Origin of the sequence: Rhizobium sp. YTU87027 (genome assembly GCF_050644135.1) — a bacterium.
Taxonomy (GTDB): Bacteria; Pseudomonadota; Alphaproteobacteria; order Rhizobiales; family Rhizobiaceae; genus Rhizobium.
In genome coordinates this window covers 1,487,310-1,504,049 of the sequence record NZ_CP098440.1, presented here as the reverse complement: position 1 = coordinate 1,504,049, position 16,740 = coordinate 1,487,310, and the positions used below count along the sequence as shown (strand labels likewise).

General features: G+C 59.2%; 16 protein-coding genes and 1 tRNA gene. 5 read left to right on the top strand and 12 right to left on the bottom strand.

Features of this window, described 5'->3' with window-relative positions; all coding sequences use genetic code 11:
* Nucleotides 1–18: 18 nt before the first annotated feature.
* From NBG89_RS07645 to NBG89_RS07620, 6 genes are all read right to left on the bottom strand, one after another.
* Nucleotides 19–1,146 (bottom strand): S-(hydroxymethyl)glutathione dehydrogenase/class III alcohol dehydrogenase, encoded by a 1,128-nt coding sequence (locus NBG89_RS07645; protein WP_431322312.1) that lies wholly within the window; start codon nt 1,144–1,146, stop codon nt 19–21.
* 133 nt (nt 1,147–1,279) lie between these two features.
* On the bottom strand, nt 1,280–2,548 hold the full coding sequence (locus tag NBG89_RS07640; protein ID WP_431322311.1) for a hypothetical protein: 1,269 nt from the start codon (nt 2,546–2,548) through the stop codon (nt 1,280–1,282).
* Nucleotides 2,549–2,647: 99 nt separating this feature from the next.
* A complete protein-coding gene (locus tag NBG89_RS07635) occupies nt 2,648–4,657 on the bottom strand; it encodes an acetyl-CoA carboxylase biotin carboxylase subunit (RefSeq protein ID WP_431322310.1) in 2,010 nt (669 codons plus the stop codon).
* Between the two features lie 84 nt (nt 4,658–4,741).
* On the bottom strand, nt 4,742–5,449 hold the full coding sequence (locus NBG89_RS07630) for a hypothetical protein (protein WP_431322309.1): 708 nt from the start codon (nt 5,447–5,449) through the stop codon (nt 4,742–4,744).
* Nucleotides 5,450–5,546: 97 nt separating this feature from the next.
* Nucleotides 5,547–6,425: a DMT family transporter gene (locus NBG89_RS07625; protein ID WP_431322308.1), complete on the bottom strand. Its 879-nt coding sequence runs from the start codon at nt 6,423–6,425 to the stop codon at nt 5,547–5,549.
* A gap of 327 nt (nt 6,426–6,752) precedes the next feature.
* Nucleotides 6,753–6,837, bottom strand: a tRNA-Leu gene (locus NBG89_RS07620).
* Nucleotides 6,838–7,009: 172 nt separating this feature from the next.
* Here NBG89_RS07620 and lipB point away from each other — a divergent pair.
* Nucleotides 7,010–7,729: a lipoyl(octanoyl) transferase LipB gene (gene lipB, locus NBG89_RS07615; protein WP_088704228.1), complete on the top strand. Its 720-nt coding sequence runs from the start codon at nt 7,010–7,012 to the stop codon at nt 7,727–7,729.
* 60 nt (nt 7,730–7,789) lie between these two features.
* Here the strand turns inward: lipB and NBG89_RS07610 are convergent, their stop codons facing one another.
* Together NBG89_RS07610 and NBG89_RS07605 are read right to left on the bottom strand one after the other, a co-directional pair.
* On the bottom strand, nt 7,790–8,158 hold the full coding sequence (locus NBG89_RS07610) for a hypothetical protein (protein ID WP_431322307.1): 369 nt from the start codon (nt 8,156–8,158) through the stop codon (nt 7,790–7,792).
* Between the two features lie 246 nt (nt 8,159–8,404).
* Nucleotides 8,405–8,899: a peptide deformylase gene (locus NBG89_RS07605; RefSeq protein ID WP_431322306.1), complete on the bottom strand. Its 495-nt coding sequence runs from the start codon at nt 8,897–8,899 to the stop codon at nt 8,405–8,407.
* 167 nt (nt 8,900–9,066) lie between these two features.
* Here NBG89_RS07605 and mgtE point away from each other — a divergent pair, with 167 nt between their 5' ends.
* Nucleotides 9,067–10,479: a magnesium transporter gene (gene mgtE, locus NBG89_RS07600; protein WP_088692814.1), complete on the top strand. Its 1,413-nt coding sequence runs from the start codon at nt 9,067–9,069 to the stop codon at nt 10,477–10,479.
* A 77-nt stretch (nt 10,480–10,556) separates the two neighbouring features.
* Nucleotides 10,557–10,949 carry a MerR family transcriptional regulator gene (locus tag NBG89_RS07595; RefSeq protein WP_016554043.1) on the top strand — a complete coding sequence of 131 codons (393 nt, stop codon included), beginning with the start codon at nt 10,557–10,559 and terminating at the stop codon, nt 10,947–10,949.
* Here the strand turns inward: NBG89_RS07595 and NBG89_RS07590 are convergent, their stop codons facing one another.
* Together NBG89_RS07590 and NBG89_RS07585 are read right to left on the bottom strand one after the other, a co-directional pair.
* Nucleotides 10,950–11,936, bottom strand: coding sequence for a heparan-alpha-glucosaminide N-acetyltransferase (locus NBG89_RS07590; protein ID WP_431322305.1), 987 nt, complete (start codon nt 11,934–11,936; stop codon nt 10,950–10,952).
* A complete protein-coding gene (locus NBG89_RS07585) occupies nt 11,937–12,701 on the bottom strand; it encodes a DUF599 domain-containing protein (protein WP_431322629.1) in 765 nt (254 codons plus the stop codon).
* A gap of 185 nt (nt 12,702–12,886) precedes the next feature.
* Here NBG89_RS07585 and NBG89_RS07580 point away from each other — a divergent pair, with 185 nt between their 5' ends.
* Complete coding sequence (locus NBG89_RS07580) at nt 12,887–14,293, top strand: L-serine ammonia-lyase (protein WP_431322304.1); 1,407 nt, start codon at nt 12,887–12,889, stop codon at nt 14,291–14,293.
* A 59-nt stretch (nt 14,294–14,352) separates the two neighbouring features.
* A complete protein-coding gene (locus NBG89_RS07575; protein ID WP_016554039.1) occupies nt 14,353–14,790 on the top strand; it encodes a DUF1489 family protein in 438 nt (145 codons plus the stop codon).
* On the opposite strand, the gene NBG89_RS07570 is transcribed toward NBG89_RS07575, so the two are convergent.
* Nucleotides 14,791–15,069 carry a hypothetical protein gene (locus NBG89_RS07570; RefSeq protein ID WP_088692811.1) on the bottom strand — a complete coding sequence of 93 codons (279 nt, stop codon included), beginning with the start codon at nt 15,067–15,069 and terminating at the stop codon, nt 14,791–14,793.
* Between the two features lie 110 nt (nt 15,070–15,179).
* Nucleotides 15,180–16,643 carry a serine hydrolase gene (locus NBG89_RS07565; RefSeq protein WP_431322303.1) on the bottom strand — a complete coding sequence of 488 codons (1,464 nt, stop codon included), beginning with the start codon at nt 16,641–16,643 and terminating at the stop codon, nt 15,180–15,182.
* Between the last annotated feature and the right edge of the window lie 97 nt (nt 16,644–16,740).

Here is a 16,740-nt window from a genome sequence, read left to right as displayed (position 1 = left end):
CATTCCGTCGTCTTTTCCTCAATACAGTACCACGCTTCTGATGCTTTCGCCGGAATGCATGAGTTCGAAGCCCTTGTTGATGTCTTCGAGGGCCAGGGTGTGGGTGATCATCGGGTCGATCTCGATCTTGCCCTGCATGTACCAGTCGACGATCTTTGGGACGTCGGTGCGGCCGCGGGCGCCGCCGAAGGCAGTGCCCATCCAGGAGCGGCCGGTGACCAGCTGGAAGGGGCGGGTGGCGATCTCCTGGCCGGCGCCGGCAACGCCGATGACCACCGACTTGCCCCAGCCGCGATGGCTGGCTTCCAGCGCCTGGCGCATCACCTTGGTGTTGCCGGTGCAGTCGAAGGTGTAGTCGGCGCCGCCGATCTGGTCGGCTCCGCGCTTCGTCATGTTGACGAGGTAGGGAACGATGTCGTCACCGACCTCCTTCGGATTGACGAAATGCGTCATGCCGAAGCGCTCGCCCCAGGCCTTCTTGTCGTTGTTCAAATCAACGCCGATGATCATGTCGGCGCCAGCAAGCCTGAGGCCCTGGATGACGTTCAAACCGATGCCGCCAAGCCCGAAGACGATGGCCGTCGATCCGATCTCCACCTTGGCGGTGTTGATGACGGCGCCGATGCCGGTGGTGACGCCGCAGCCGATATAGCAGATCTTGTCGAACGGGGCGTCCGGATTGACCTTGGCAACGGCAATCTCCGGCAGCACCGTGTAGTTGGCGAAGGTCGAGCAGCCCATGTAGTGATGGATCTTGTCCTTGCCGATCGAAAACCGCGAGGTGCCGTCCGGCATCAGGCCTTGCCCTTGCGTTGAGCGGATGGCGGTGCACAGATTGGTCTTGCGCGACAGGCAGGACGGGCATTCGCGGCATTCCGGCGTATAGAGCGGAATGACGTGGTCGCCCTTCTTCACCGAGGTCACGCCCGGGCCGACATCGACGACGATGCCGGCACCCTCATGGCCGAGGATCGCCGGAAACAGGCCTTCCGGATCGGCGCCCGACAACGTGAAGTCGTCGGTGTGGCAGATGCCCGTCGCCTTCACCTCGACCAGCACTTCGCCGGCCCGCGGTCCCTCCAGCTGAACGGTCATCACTTCAAGCGGCTTGCCAGCGGCAACGGCAACGGCGGCGCGAACGTCCATGTCAGGTGTCTCCTGCTGATTTGATAGCGCGGACCTTTGCACGCACGGCGCGGACGGCTCAAGGAAAAACTGTCCGTGACCATGAGTTTCCCTTCCGAATACACTGATTGCGCCAGGTGCTATACGGCCTGCGTCAAAAGAGCTTTTCAGTTGCGAAAATAATGGCATAGCCGTGTACTGCGATGGCCGCGTAGAGACCGAAGGCAACCAGCATGCGCTCGCCATCCCTCATCTCTTCGAGCATCTGGCGCGGCTTCACCGAGCCGCCACTGACGAGGCTGACAAGCGTGAAGACGAGCAGGCCCGCCGTCAGCATGTTCGCGGGCAAACCGACCTCGAATCCAATGCCGAGAATGCAGAGCGTCACCACAAAACTGGCTGCAATCTGCGACCTTCGCGTACGGAAGATCTGCCGAAGAACCTGACCTCCATCGAAACGATGCATCGGCAGCAGGTTCAGCAAGTTGAAAGCGCCGAGGATCAACATGAAAATGAGCAGAGGTCCGCGTGACGCCACGGGCAGTAGGCCGGCATCCGAAAGCTGCGCGGCGACCGCAAGAATTGGAACCACAAAGGCCGACATTCCCGCGCCCATCAGCGCACAGGTTGCCACCTCGAACAGCGAGCGGTACGGCCTCCCGCCGATAGCGATGCCTCCAAGCAGCGGGACAAAGATCATCCTGACGGATGCATGACCGAACATGCGGTAGGCCGCCATATGCCCCAATTCATGCAACACGACGACCAGCGTCAGGAAGGTCGAGAGCATCAGGCCACCCGCATCTAGCCCAAAGAAGGGCCAGAGCAGCAGAGTCGATACCACAGCAAGACCGCCTTGGACCCACGGTCGCTCAAAGTGACCCTGCGGCAGCGATTCGCCTGTCTTCAACCACCCGTCGAGCGCCTTCATTTCCCGGCGCAGAACAAAATAGCGAAACATGAGGAAAGCCAGTCCGCGGTATCTGTCCGTCTGCTCGACCTCCAGCAGGGCACCATCCGGTGTCGGTCGAATGATGCGCCGCTCCCGGTAATCGTTCCAGAATGAGGGATCGAGCGTGCTGTCATCGATGATGCGAGCCTGGAATCCTTGGGCATTCTTCGCGACCGATGGCAGCGGTTCCAACGCCAGCAGTCGGCGCGACGGCGCACCGTTCTTGTCGAGATGCTGGTAAGTCTGCTCCACGATACCGCGTCGATTAGCAAGCGCACGACTGCTGATGACCGAGTGGTGCCACGACGCCTCCGAACCAGCGGGATTCATCGCGTTCCAGAGTATGTCGGGGGAGCATTGATAGGTTCGGCTGAGGCAGATGGTTCTACGTCCCAGCGGGACGCGCATCAGAAGCCAAAGAAGGCCGAGATTTGTGACCAGCAAGAGGATCGCCGATTGCAGCGCCGTCATTTGCTACCTCCACCCGGCATCCTGCCGGGCGAGCCACGATAGGCAGTCAGCCGTTAACAAAACCTAACCGGCGAGACAGGAAAGGCGGCGGGGCGCTGGTCAGGCAAATTCCAGAATGACGGCATCAACGGCAAGGCTCTCTCCGGGCTTGGCGTTGATTTTACCGACGACCAGATCGCGCTCCGCGCGCAGTACGTTCTCCATTTTCATGGCTTCCACCACGGCAAGCGTTTCACCGGCTTTGACTTCCTGGCCCTCGACCACGGCAATGGAAACGACGAGGCCGGGCATCGGGCAGAGCAACAGCTTCGACGTATCGGGCGGAAGCTTCACCGGCATCAGCTTATCGAGCGCGGCATGGCGCGGCGTCAACGCCTTGGCCTTCAGAGATATTCCCTGCCAGTCCAGCCTGAGACCGTTAAGAATCGGGCGGATTTGTGCAATCACGTTTTGGCCCGCGACGTTGCCGTGCCAAACGGCGTCACCGGGTCTCCAGTCGGTGACGACGTTGGAAATCCTGCCACCGATCTCGATGTCCATGTCGAACGGGATCGTCACCAGCCCGTCAACCAAACGCGCATCAACGTAGCTGTCACCGAGCCTGACAGTCCAGTCGTCGCGGGTCGCACCGGTGGGAGCGCGCAAGCGGTCGGCGAAGCGCTCTCGACGACTGGCCTCGATGAGAGAGGCCGAAAGAGCGACCGCCGCGAGAGTCGCTTGCTGGTCTGCATCGGGCACCATCGGCGCAAAGCCATCCGGATACTCCTCGGCGATGAAGCCGGTCGACAGGCGCCCCTCGCGCCAGCGGGGGTGCTTCATCAGGGCGGCGAGAAAGGGGACGTTGTGTTCGATTCCATCGACAACGAAACCGTCGAGCGCCTCACCCATCGCTTCGATCGCCTCCAGGCGCGTCGGTGCCCAGGTGCAGAGTTTCGCGATCATCGGGTCGTAGTACATCGAAATCTCGGCACCCTCGAAGACGCCGGTGTCATTGCGCACGATGGCGCTTCCGGACCTGCCTTCCGCAGGCGGGCGATACCGCGTCAGCCGACCGATCGAGGGCAGAAAATTGCGATAGGGATCCTCGGCATACAACCGGCTCTCGATCGCCCAGCCGTTCAGCCTTATGTCGCCCTGCACGAACGGAAGCTTCTCGCCAGCTGCAACGCGGATCATTTGCTCGACCAGATCGATACCGGTCACCAGCTCGGTAACCGGATGCTCGACCTGCAGGCGCGTGTTCATTTCCAGAAAATAGAAATTGCGGTCACGATCGACGATGAATTCGACTGTGCCGGCGCTTTGATATTCCACGGCGCGGGCAAGCGCGACCGATTGCTCACCCATCGCTGCGCGGGTGTTGGCATCGAGGAAGGGCGAGGGGGCTTCTTCGACGACTTTTTGATTGCGGCGCTGAATCGAGCATTCGCGTTCGCCGAGATAGATGACGTTGCCGTGCGCGTCGGCGAGCACCTGAATCTCGATATGGCGGGGCTCGACAACGTATTTTTCGATGAAGACACGGTCGTCACCAAAGGAACTCTTCGCCTCGGAACGTGCCCGGTCGAAACCGTCGCGCACCTCCACTTCGTTCCACGCAATCCGCATGCCCTTGCCGCCGCCGCCGGCGGACGCCTTGATCATAACGGGATAGCCGATCTCGGCGGCGATCTTTTCCGCGTGGCCGGCATCCTCGATCACGCCGAGATAGCCGGGGACGGTCGAGACCTTGGCAGCGTTAGCAAACTTCTTCGATTCGATCTTGTCGCCCATCGCCATGATGGCCTTCGGCTTCGGACCAATGAAGACAATGCCTTCCTTTTCCAGTGCCTCGCAAAACGACGCTCGTTCGGACAGAAAACCGTAGCCGGGATGGACCGCTTCGGCGGCGGTCTGCTTGCAGGCCGCGATGATCTTATCCGCGACGAGGTAGCTTTCGGCGGCTGCCGCGGGACCAATATGAACAGCCTCATCAGCCATTTCCACGTGGAGTGCATCCCGATCAGCATCCGAATAGACCGCTACCGTCGCAATTCCCATACGGCGCGCGGTCTTGATAACGCGGCAAGCGATCTCGCCGCGATTCGCGATCAGGATTTTCTTGAACATGGAGACTCCACCCAAAATATGCGTTCCGGAGTTTTACGCATAAACACCGGGACGCACAATCAGCCGAAAGAATATCCGAGGGTGTCAGGCGACCGCGGTTTCGCCACCGAAGCTGTCATCGACGATCCTGAGCCACCGGCTGCGGCGCGGGGCCTCGGCGTAGTCCACGAGCTGGAGCGCTGAGAGAATGTCGGCCCAACGCGGATGATTTGCGGCTGGCAGCGTTTCCTCCGCGATCCGCATCATAACACTCCAGGTGAGGGGCGGCGCATTGATGACGCCGGCATCGCTGACACCGCGCAGAATCCGCATGACGTAGTCGATATCCTGGCGCGTGATGCCCTTTCGATCCACTGCGCGACACAGCTTGTAGCCGCCGACGCTTTCTGTCAGCGCAAGACGCAGTTGGTCGAGTGCGAAAGCGCGCAGGTCATCCGGCACGCTCGCGGAGATTTCCATTGCGTGCAGAACCAATTCAAGCTCTAGCGCCGAATTGACCACGCCATCTGTCGCGACCATGCGCATGAGCCAGGCCACATTGATCTCGTCGAGGGATCCTTGAGGGTAAGTGTAGTTGACGATGAAACCAGCGAGCTGCTCCACAAAGAAGGAACTCCACTCAGGGCATTTTTCGGGGCAGGAATTGTTCAGCGCCAGCATGGCGACCACGTCGTCCGCGGTCCGGATGCCTTCCGGAAAGGTATGCTTGCGCAGCAAACTTATATCTTCGGCCGTCAGCCGATGCTTCCCGGCAATCACACATGCCGGAAAAGCGAGACGGAATTCGCTCATTTTTTGTCTCCAAACCTCATCATGAGGCCGAAGGCCCTTCTACCGCGAGCGCATTGATGATCTCTCAAGAAGCACTGTTAACGGCACGCTCACCCAATCACGACGTTTTTAACGATCGCGCCTGCACGCGCTCCCGCCAGATGATGAAGAGACCGGAAGCGACGATGATCAGGATACCGATCCACTTCGAAGCGTTCGGAAAGTCGCCGAACAGCGCGTAGCCAAGCACCGTCGCGGAGATGATTTCGAAATACTGGAACGGTGCAAGGAGCGACAATGGTGCCAGCCGAAAAGCGCGGACGATGACCATGTGCGCGTAGCCCGAAATCGTGCCGAGAATCAGCAGCAGAGCGAGCGCCAACGCAGAGGAGGGTAAAGAGAGGTGGAAATCACCGATGCCGAGTCCATTACCCACAATCAATGCCGCCGCCATGAAGGCAGTACCGCCGATGCCCGCCATCGTCTGCATCGTCAGTGGTGAATCGGCATCACCGATCGCACGGTTCAGAAAGAGATAAAGTGAGTACAGGAAGGCGCAAAGGACAGGCAAGAGCGCTTTCAAGCCGAAGATTTCGTAACTCGGCTGGATGACGATCATTGCACCGCCAAAACCAACGAAAATCGCCATCCACCGACGCCATCCAACCCTGTCACCGAGGAAAATTGCCGACAGCGCAGTAAGCATGAGGGGTTCAACGAAGTAGATCGCGAACACGTCCGCGAGCGGCATGTACTTCACTGCAACGAAGAAGAGCAAGCTCGCCGCACCGTGGAGGATCCCGCGCAACAAATTCATCCAGGGGCGTTTGGCGTGCAGTGCCTTGCGGCCGAAGATCACGAACAGAAACGGCAGCGTGCAGACGAGCTGGAAGAAGAAGCGGTAGAATGTCACCTGGCCCGGCGACATCGCCTCGAATGTCGCCATGTATTTCGCGATTGCATCCATCGCCGGCAACACGAGCATGGCGCCCGCCATCAGAGCCATTCCCTGGAGAGGATTTTGGTGTTCGGGAGGATTGCGCATCGGTGAGATTCTATATTCGGTCCAAGGGGCTATACAGAAAGTCACGGTTGGGGTGAAGGGGTTGAAGACGCACTGCAGACATAGCAGCGCATAGCGGACGCGAACGTTCGCACACTCGGCAGTCGTGAAGCGAGCCTCGGTCGAATCGGGGGTCATGCGAACGCCAATACTGGCGAGGAACGGCTATTCCACAAGTCCCAGCCAATACCGCGCTTGGGATATCTCCGATCGAAGATGAAAGAGAAGAGCCGAACTCTTGATAACCATCCTAGGGATGGTTGGTGCGGTCGAGAAGACTCGAACTTCCACGGGTTGCCCCACAGCGACCTCAACGCTGCGCGTCTACCAATTCCGCCACGACCGCATCGTGGTAGGTGCCGATTTGTGCCGGCGGGGCAGCATGTAGCAAAAGCGTTTGGGGTACACAAGGGCGATATGACAGATTTTTTCAAAAGAAATCACAGCATTTGAATCGCCCTTGAAACGAGGCCATATAGACCTTCGCAACGCTGCCCTAGGCGCAGCAGCGACAAGGAATGGCTATGCTACGCACAGATATCGAATTCTCCATGTTGCCCCGTGAAGGCTCGCGGCCGATCCGATGGCGCATCGCCGACGGGCTCGTGCCCTACGAAGAGGCTGTGGAAAACATGGAGCACGAGGTCGCTGCGATCGCGGACGGCGGCGACGAACTCGTCTGGCTCGTGGAACATCCGCCTCTCTATACGGCGGGAACCAGCGCGGATGCCAAAGACCTAGTGCAACCCGATCGGTTTCCTGTCTTCGCGACCGGCCGCGGCGGTGAATATACATACCACGGGCCAGGGCAGCGTGTTGCTTACGTCATGCTCGACCTGAAGCGCAGACGCCAAGACGTGCGCGCCTTTGTTGCCGCACTCGAGGAGGTGGTCATTCGTACACTTGATTCGATGAATGTCCGCGGCGAGCGGCGCGAGGACCGTGTGGGCGTCTGGGTGCGCAGACCTGATAAAGCGCCTTTGCCCGATGGCACCATGGCTGAAGACAAGATTGCAGCGCTGGGCATCCGGCTACGAAAGTGGGTGACCTTTCATGGCCTATCGCTGAATGTCGAACCCGATCTCGACCATTTCGGCGGAATCGTTCCGTGCGGGATTTCCGCCTATGGCGTTACGAGCCTCGTCGATCTTGGCCTGCCAGTCATGATGGCTGATGTCGACATCCGCCTTCGGCAGGCGTTCGAATCGGTCTTCGGCGAGACTGTCAATGATCGGTGATCCAAAGCCCTCTCGAGGAAAGCGCAAAGGGCCGGATGACCGACCCCTTGCAGTCGACGTCTATTTGTCGCCGATGTCGCGGCAGGCATCCGAGTGTGAAGCTCCGCTGTCTCCGCCGGCTGTATGCACCCTGGAGTTCGTCTTCATGTAGTCGCAGTCGGGCAGGGGCTTGACGCTCGCGGTCGTCATTTTGTCTAAGGACGAAGACGTCCGCGTCGGGGCAAAGCCGTCGCTGTCGTTCGTGTAGTCGTCGGAATATTCCGGTGCCTTGCGATTGACGTAGTGAACCGGCTTTTTCGGCGTCATCTGGACAGGCGCAAACCCGTCGCTGTCGTTACTGTAGTCGTTCGAATACTGCGATTGGGCGAAGGCCGCACTTGCCAGGCCGAGGGCGAGAATGGAAGCGGCGGCAGCAAATTTGAAGCGCATGGGAAATATCCTCAATTCTTCGTTGTAGTAACAACGATACCAAACCCTCGGCAACCATGAGTTCGCGCTTGAATTGCGGCAAGAATGTGGGCGAAATATCACGCATGCGCTGCTGCTTTATCAAATGAAATCACAGATCCGCGACCTAATTTGACCGTTTCGTGATGGAACTTTGTTTCTTATTCCAGAGGGCGTGCCTTCCGTATTTACACAATCAAAACGAGATTAATTCTGTAAAAATAACGGTTATGTTCGCATCTTATCCCAGCGTTTGGCCAACCGTTCGCGCTTGAGCCGTGAGAGGCGCTGTATCCAAAAGATGCCGTCGAGCTGATCGATCTCGTGCTGGATGCAGACTGCGAGGAAACCCTCCGCTTCTTCCTCGTGCTCGGCGCCGTTCAGGTCGCGGTAACGAACGCGAATGGCGTTGGACCGCACTACCTCGTCGGTCATTCCGGGCATTGAAACGCTCCCTTCGACATGGCGAATCGTGTCGTCGGAAGCAAAAGTGATCACCGGATTGACATAGAAACGCACGTCCTTGCCACGGCTCAGCTCTATCACGAAGAGCCTACGGAAGACGCCGATATGCGCGGCGGTGATGCCAACCCCTGGCGCGGCCCGCATCGTATCCAGCAGGTCATCCGCGAGTTCACGCAATCGCTCGTCAAAGGCGTCGACGGGCTCGCAAACGGTTCTAAGACCGACATCGGGGAACTGTAATATGGGGCGGACGGCCAATGGCGGGGTTCCTGATTTCAGTTGCGCGGAAACTATCGCTACGCACATGCATTGTCATCCACGCGAGGCGTTTGCGGCTGGACGGACTATGAGGTTTCGGCTAGCACAAACTCATATATTTCGACGCTTAGTCGTTGAACTTCAACCGGATGCGAGGGCGGCAAATCATGACGAACGACGCAGAAGAGCTCGTCCGCCCGCGGCCAGACAGCAGCGACGCCGACATCTACGACGAAAGTGGCAACGTCCGAGGCGATTTTCTGGCGCTCGTAGGCGCAGCCATCGCCGATCGCGACACGATCTTCCTGCGCCAGCACGTTGCCCGCCTGCACGAATCCGAAATAGGCGATCTTCTCGAATCGCTGCAGCCAGACCAGCGACTCGCGCTTGTTCGTCTCCTTGGCGACGAATTCGACATGACGGCGCTGACCGAGGTCGACGAAACGATTCGTCGCGAGATCGTCGACCAGCTGCCGAACGAGCAGATTGCCGCCGCTATCGGCGAACTCGATTCGGACGATGCTGTCTACATTCTCGAGGATCTCGACACCGAGGACCGCGAGGAGATCCTTGCGCAGCTGCCCTTTACCGAACGCGTGCGGCTGCGGCGTGCGCTCGATTATCCGGAAAGCTCGGCTGGACGCCGCATGCAGACGGAATTCGTCGCGGTGCCACCGTTCTGGACGGTCGGTCAGACGATCGACTACATGCGCGACGAGGAAGACTTGCCGTACTCCTTCTCGCAGATCTTTGTCATCGACCCGACATTCAGGCTGTTGGGTGCCGTCGATCTGGACAAGATCCTGCGTACCAAGCGGCAGACAAAGATCGAATCCATCATGCGGGAGACGAATCATCCGATCCCCGCGGAGATGGACCAGGAAGAAGCCGCCCAGCTTTTTGAGCAGTACGACCTTCTCTCCGCCGCCGTTGTCGACGAGAACGACAGGCTGGTCGGTGTGCTTACGATCGATGACGTGGTCGACGTCATTCATGAGGAAGCCGACGAAGACATCAAGCGTCTGGGCGGTGTCGGCGACGAAGAGCTGTCGGACAATGTTTTCTCGACCGTCCGCTCTCGCTTTCTCTGGCTGGTGATCAACCTCGGAACGGCCTTGCTGTCTGCAAGCGTTATTGGGTTGTTTGACGAATCGATCGAGAAGATGATCGCGCTCGCCGTGCTGATGCCGATCGTGGCATCCATGGGCGGCAATGCGGGCACGCAGACGATGACCGTTACTGTCCGCGCATTGGCGACCGGCGACATCGATATCTACAACGCAGGCCGCATCATCCGCAGAGAGGCGGGCGTCGGCATCGCCAACGGCGCGCTCTTCTCGGTCATCATGGGAGCCATCGCCGCCACGTGGTTTCACGACTACCAGTTGGGCTTCGTGATCGGCGCTGCGATGATTATCAACCTCTTTGCGGCAGCCCTTGCCGGAATTCTGCTACCTTTGCTGTTGCATAAGGTGGGAGCAGACCCGGCCATTGCGTCATCAGTTTTTGTCACGACGGTGACCGATTGCACGGGCTTTTTTGCCTTTCTCGGCATCGCTACATGGTGGTTCGGAATTTAGCCGGCTCGAATTTCGTTGCAGAAATTGACTATTACGTAAAAGTCAATATTATTGGCTACCTTAATGGTGGGGAGCCCATGCCGGTCAGTAAGTACTATAGCATAACCGAATTGACGCGCGAGTTTGGAGTGTCAACGCGTACGCTGAGGTTCTACGAAGACGAAGGATTGATTCATCCCGAGCGCCGTGGACGCACACGGTTGTTCCGTCCAGCGGACCGCCGCCTCATCCAGGAAATCCTGCGTGGCCGACGCATCGGCTTTACCATCGCGGAAATCCGCGAGATCATTCAGGTTTACAAGGAGCCGCCGGGCGAGTTGGGCCAGCTCAAGCTCCTGATGAAGCGCGTCGATGAGAAGCGCGAAGATCTACGCCAGAAGCGTAAGGACATCGACGACACCTTGGCCGAACTCGACAACATCGAAGAGGCATGCCTCGGTCGTCTGGCCGATATCGGCGTCGGCACCTGATTATTGCGTGTTGGCGCTGCACTCGCTCGCCAGCGCCATGATCCGCCCGTCATCCGGCTTGATGGCGCCAGACTGGAATTCCGTAAAGAGCCTTTGATTTTGCAGTGCATCGAGGGTGCATCGGCAGAAGCTGCGGCATAGCGCTTCGCCTTCCTGCATCACGCACGAAGCATTGCATTGCCTCAGGTAGGTTTCGACAGGATCCGGTTTCGCGGGCGGAATAATCACGGATAGTCCGTAGGCAATTGCGATCAACACAGGCTGGTGAATCAGGTAGAAGGCGAGGCTATGGCGCCCGGCCTTCGCCGGCAGGCTTGAGCCTGTGCCAAGCCGCGCGAGCTTCTCGAGCAGCCGCATCCTCATCGCAAGCAAGGTCGCCGTCATGCCAAGCAGGAAAGGTACCGCCCAGGGGAAGATCGGAACATAGTCGTTCGATCGTTGCGGCATCTCGGCGAGTCCGATCCAGGCGAGGTAGCGCGGATTGAAGATCGGCGAGCGCAATAGATTCGGCGCAACCCAGGTATCCACGACCCATGCCGCGGTGACTGCAGCGGTCGCGGCGATGGTGAAAGGCAAGGGCAGACGCAGGAAGACAAGGCCAAGCAGGCTGAGGACCGCGATGCAATGGAGAATGCCGAAGAATATCCATTCCCCGGGGAAGACGAACCGCGTCACCACCGAGATCGCAAGCGCGGCAGCAGCGATCATCGCAAACCGCTTCCAGAACGAGCGCCAGCGAATCTCCGGCGTGTTTGCGAGCACCAGGCTGACGCCGACAATGAACAGGAACGTCGATGCGATGGCGCGGGCATAGAGCTTCAGCCAGCCGGTTTCGGCGGTGCCTGGGGCAAGGTAGCCCATGAACTCCATATCCCAGGTGAAATGATAGGTCGCCATCGCCAGCAGGGCGACACCGCGCGCTGTATCCAGCAAGCCGATGCGAGGCGGCTTAACGCTCGCATATGTTTCCGTGGCCAGAGCCGTCATTCACAATCCCTCGGATGAATCGTTGCCATCGTTCGAAGGCTCAGCGCGGGGAATAGGAGAAAGGTGGAGATTTGATGGCGGCTGAGCGTCCATGATCGCCAGACGCGCCTCAGAGAAGAACTGCCGCCTTGTCAGGACGACGATGACGATCGTCGTCGTCAGCATGAAGACATAGGGGTTGATGAACCAGCCGAGGTAACCGATCGAGAGGAAAATGGCGCGCAGCCCCTCGTTGAAATGACCGGCAGCAATGATGTTCATGCGGATGACGCGTTCGGCCGCCCGCTCGGCGGCAATCACATCCTGTTCGCTGTCACGCATCATCGGAATCGAGCCGAAAAGAATAGTGCAGTAGTTGAACAGACGATACGACCAGCCGAACTTGAAGAAGGCATATCCGAAAAGCGCCGCCAAGCCGCCGACTTTCATTTCGAAGACGGCATGCCCGCTATGAAAGACGAAGGGCAGGTCGGCAAAGACGGCATCGACCTTCTCCGTAGCGCCCAGCAGGGCAAAGCAGCTGCCGATGGCGAAAATCGATGTCGACGCGAAGAATGCGGTGCCGTTCTGCAGGCCGGCCATGATCTGGGTGTCGATCATCTTCAGGTCGCGCCGGAGCGAATTGTAGATCCACTCGCGCCGGCGCTCCCGCATGGCATGAGTGAGGCTGGTCCTGCCGAAGAAATTCGCACCCTGCAGCAGGCGCGCGTAGCCAAACCAGATCGCCGCAAAGAACACCAGTGCAATGTAATCCGCTGTCGTCATCATTATATTGAATCAGGTTCCTGTCGCCGCGCCACTCTACAGATGCGGGCGCACGCTGCAATGACTGGCAAGCCGCAGCACTTCGTTTTACAGATGTCGCATGCGTGAAATGCCATGTCGGTCCATCGCAGTGATCACGAGAGCCGTTAGCGTAGATTTACGCAGCAACTTTATAGGACGCAGTCATGTTCCTTTCCGTTTTCGACGTATTCAAGATCGGTGTCGGGCCTTCCAGTTCGCACACGATGGGTCCGATGACTGCGGCCAATCGTTTCCTCGATCTGATTCTATCGGACGATTGGCCGCGTCCGACCTCTGGCGCTCAGGTTGCGTCCATCAAGGTTAGCCTGCACGGTTCGCTGGCGCATACTGGCATCGGACACGGGACGGGCAGGGCAGTCATTCTCGGGTTGATGGGAGAGCAGCCTGACAGCGTCGATCCGGACAAGATGAACGGTATTATCGATCAGGTGGAACGCTCCGGACGCATCTCGCCGCCCGGCCATCCGAGCTACAGCTTCCAACCGAAGAACGATCTGATCTTTGACAAGAAGCAGCCGTTGCCGGGCCACGCCAACGGCATGTCGCTTTCCGCTTTCGACAAGGACGGTCGGATGCTGATCAAGCGCATCTACTATTCCGTCGGTGGCGGCTTCGTTGTAACTGACACCGAGCTCGAGCAGATGCGCGCCAAGAAGAAGGTACCTTCCGATTCGCGCAAGGTTCCCTATCCTTTCTCCTCAGCCAGGCAGATGCTCGACATGGCCGCGCGTTCCGGCCTCTCGATCGCGCAGATGAAGCGCGCCAATGAGGAAACGCAGCGCAGCCGCGAGGAACTGGACGCAGGCCTTGATCGCATATGGGAAGCCATGCGCTCCTGCATCGAACGCGGCCTCAAGGTCGATGGCATCATGCCGGGTGGACTGAATGTTCGCCGCCGCGCCCGTGCGATTCATGACAAACTGCAGGAAGAGTGGCGCAGCAACCGTATCAACCCGCTGCTTGCGAACGATTGGCTGAGTGTCTACGCCATGGCAGTCAACGAGGAGAACGCCGCTGGCGGTCGCGTGGTGACGGCTCCCACGAACGGTGCAGCGGGCGTCATCCCGGCAACGATCCGCTATTATGAGCATTTCCACGACGATTGGGACCAAAACGGGATCCGCGACTACCTACTGACTGCCGCCGCGATTGGCGGGATCATCAAGCACAACGCGTCTATTTCCGGTGCAGAGGTCGGCTGTCAGGGCGAAGTAGGGTCCGCGGCCGCCATGGCAGCTGCCGGCCTTGCGGCGGTCATGGGCGGCACGCCGGAGCAGATCGAGAACGCGGCCGAAATCGCGCTAGAACATCATCTCGGCATGAGCTGCGACCCCGTCGCGGGCCTCGTGCAGGTTCCCTGCATCGAACGAAATGCCCTCGGCGCGGTCAAGGCAGTTACAGCGGCGTCGCTGGCAATCAAGGGAGACGGCAAGCACTTCGTTCCCCTGGATGCCTGCATCGAAACTATGCGGCAGACGGGCAACGACATGAGCGAGAAGTATAAGGAGACATCCACCGGCGGGCTTGCCGTCAACGTCGTGGAATGTTGACTTTGTGAACATGCGACTTGCCGCTTGACGTTGCCCGATAAAAGGACTTCAACGGCGGCATGGCATTGCATCTCATTAAATTATGCGTAGGCGCGGACTCGATTGACGATCTGCGCGAATGGGTCGCAGAACGCTCTCTCCGGGCGATTGCGGCCGGGCTTGAGCCGCATTCCGTACATACGACAAGGATGGTCCCGAAGCGTGTCGAGGAACTACTCGACGGCGGTTCGCTCTATTGGGTGATCAAGGGGCAGGTGCAAGCTCGCCAGAAACTGCTCGACATCCAGACCTTTACCGATGGCGAAGGAATCTCGCGATGCCATCTTGTGCTTGGGCCTGAAGTCATCGAAACGGCCGTGCAGCCGAAAAGAGCTTTCCAGGGCTGGCGCTATTATCCGCAGGACGATGTACCGCGCGATCTGAACAGCCTGGGAGAAGGGATTGCAGAAATGCCCGCGGACCTTCGCCGCGAGCTCTCCGAACTCGGCCTGCTCTGATCAGCGCAGGCGCAGCGTTACCGGTGCCCGACCTTCCGGACACGTGACATGAAGGTGGATGTTGGCTTCCGCCTGCGAGCAGCGCCACGCCCGCGCGCCGTGGCACAACAGCAGATTAATCAGGTCCTTGGTCTTTGCCGACTTTGGCTTCTGCCGCTGCAACCCCACCTCTGCCAGCCGCAAAGCCGCTTCGTGTAGCGGGTGCAAACCGGCTCGCGGATTCTTGCCAGTCACCCGGCCATGTGGCGGAAACTCCGGAACATTCTCGTTGATCGCCATTCTCATCCCCGTACGCATTACAAACCGAGTCTCAGAACTCCGTCGGATCAAAAACACCGATCACGACGTCTTGGACTGCCGCCTGCGCATGTCAGGCGGCAGGTCGCTGATCACTGAGCCGTGGCCCAGCACTTCACGCCAGCCCGCTTGAGGGCGTTGCAGGCGTTCACAGCAGAACGCTGATCATCAAAGCCGCCGAAGCGAGCACGATAGCTTCCGGCGTTAGCGACTGCGATAGGCTTCGCCGAGCGCAGAGCCTTGCCGCCCTTGCTCTTGGCGCTGTCGAGCAGATCCATTGCACCTTCCTTGCTTGCGGAAACGCCAATCTGGACAGCCCAACCCGTCAGTTGCGCCTCCTTGGTGGAGGCAGTCGTCAGTTCGTCGACTGAGGTGTCACCCTGTTCCGGCGGTACATAGGCCGGCGCAGGCGCCGGCGTTGCGACAGATGCCTGCTTGATGGCCTGCGTCTTGACCTTCTTCGGCGCGGGCATTTCTTGCTGGAGTAGCGGATTTTCGGACTTCGACTGGGCGACATCGGCATACGCGACCTGCGCAGATGCCGGCTGAGAGCGCGTGTCCGGAGCAGTGCGCGGCACGCTGACTTCAGCCGCAGCCGAAGCGACGCGCGTTTCCGCGACAGGCGCTGCGGGTTGCGGTGGGGTCTGGGCGATCAACTCCGAAGAACCGCCGCGGCTGGATGCCTTCGGCAGATAGGCCGCAATCAGCTTGCGCATCTGGTTGTCGCGGGCAGGGGTCGACGCACCGCCGAGAACAACGCCAACGATCGACTTGCCGTCGACCTGAACGGAGCTCACCAGGTTGAAACCCGCCGCGCGGGTATAGCCGGTCTTGATTCCATCGACGCCGCGCACAGAACCAACGAGACGGTTGTGGCTTCGGATGATGCGATTGCCGAACTTAAAGCTCTGCGTGGAGAAATAACCGTAATACTGTGGGAAATGCTGGCGAAGTGCGATACCGAGGCGGGCCTGGTCGCGAGCGGTCGTCATCTGGGCGGTATTCGGCAAACCGTTGGCATTGCGATAGGTTGTACGCGTCATGCCTAGCGCGTGTGCCTTGGCGGTCATCACCTGCGCAAAGCGATCCTCCGAGCCACCGAGCAATTCGCCGAGAGCCGTAGATGCATCGTTGGCTGAGAGCGTGACAAGGCCGAGGATTGCCTGTTCGACCGTGATCGTACCGCCAGCGCGCACACCGAGCTTCGTCGGCGCCTGGGCGGAAGCGTGTGCGGAGAAGGGAACTGGAGTATCCAGGCGAATGCGGCCCTGTTCCAGGGCTTCGAAGGTCAGGTAGAGCGTCATCATCTTGGTGAGGGACGCCGGATACTGCAGACGATCCGCGTTCTCGCTGTAGAGAACATTGCCGGTCTTCGCATCGACAACGATGCCGGCATATTTCGAGTTGGCAGCCTCCGCATCGGCATCGATCGAGTCGGCCATGACGATACCGGCCGCGAGAGACAACGCCATGACCGCTCTTATCAGAAAATTGCGGGATCGCGATGGGGATACGGAGGAGACTGACCTTAGCACTATTCTACTCTTCGCTTGCATTTAGGATATCTGAGAGATCGCCCGCCCTCCCGGCGCGATCGCTCTCTCACCAAATTATCCGTCCGGGGTTACCAATCCGTTTATGATTAATCGTTTG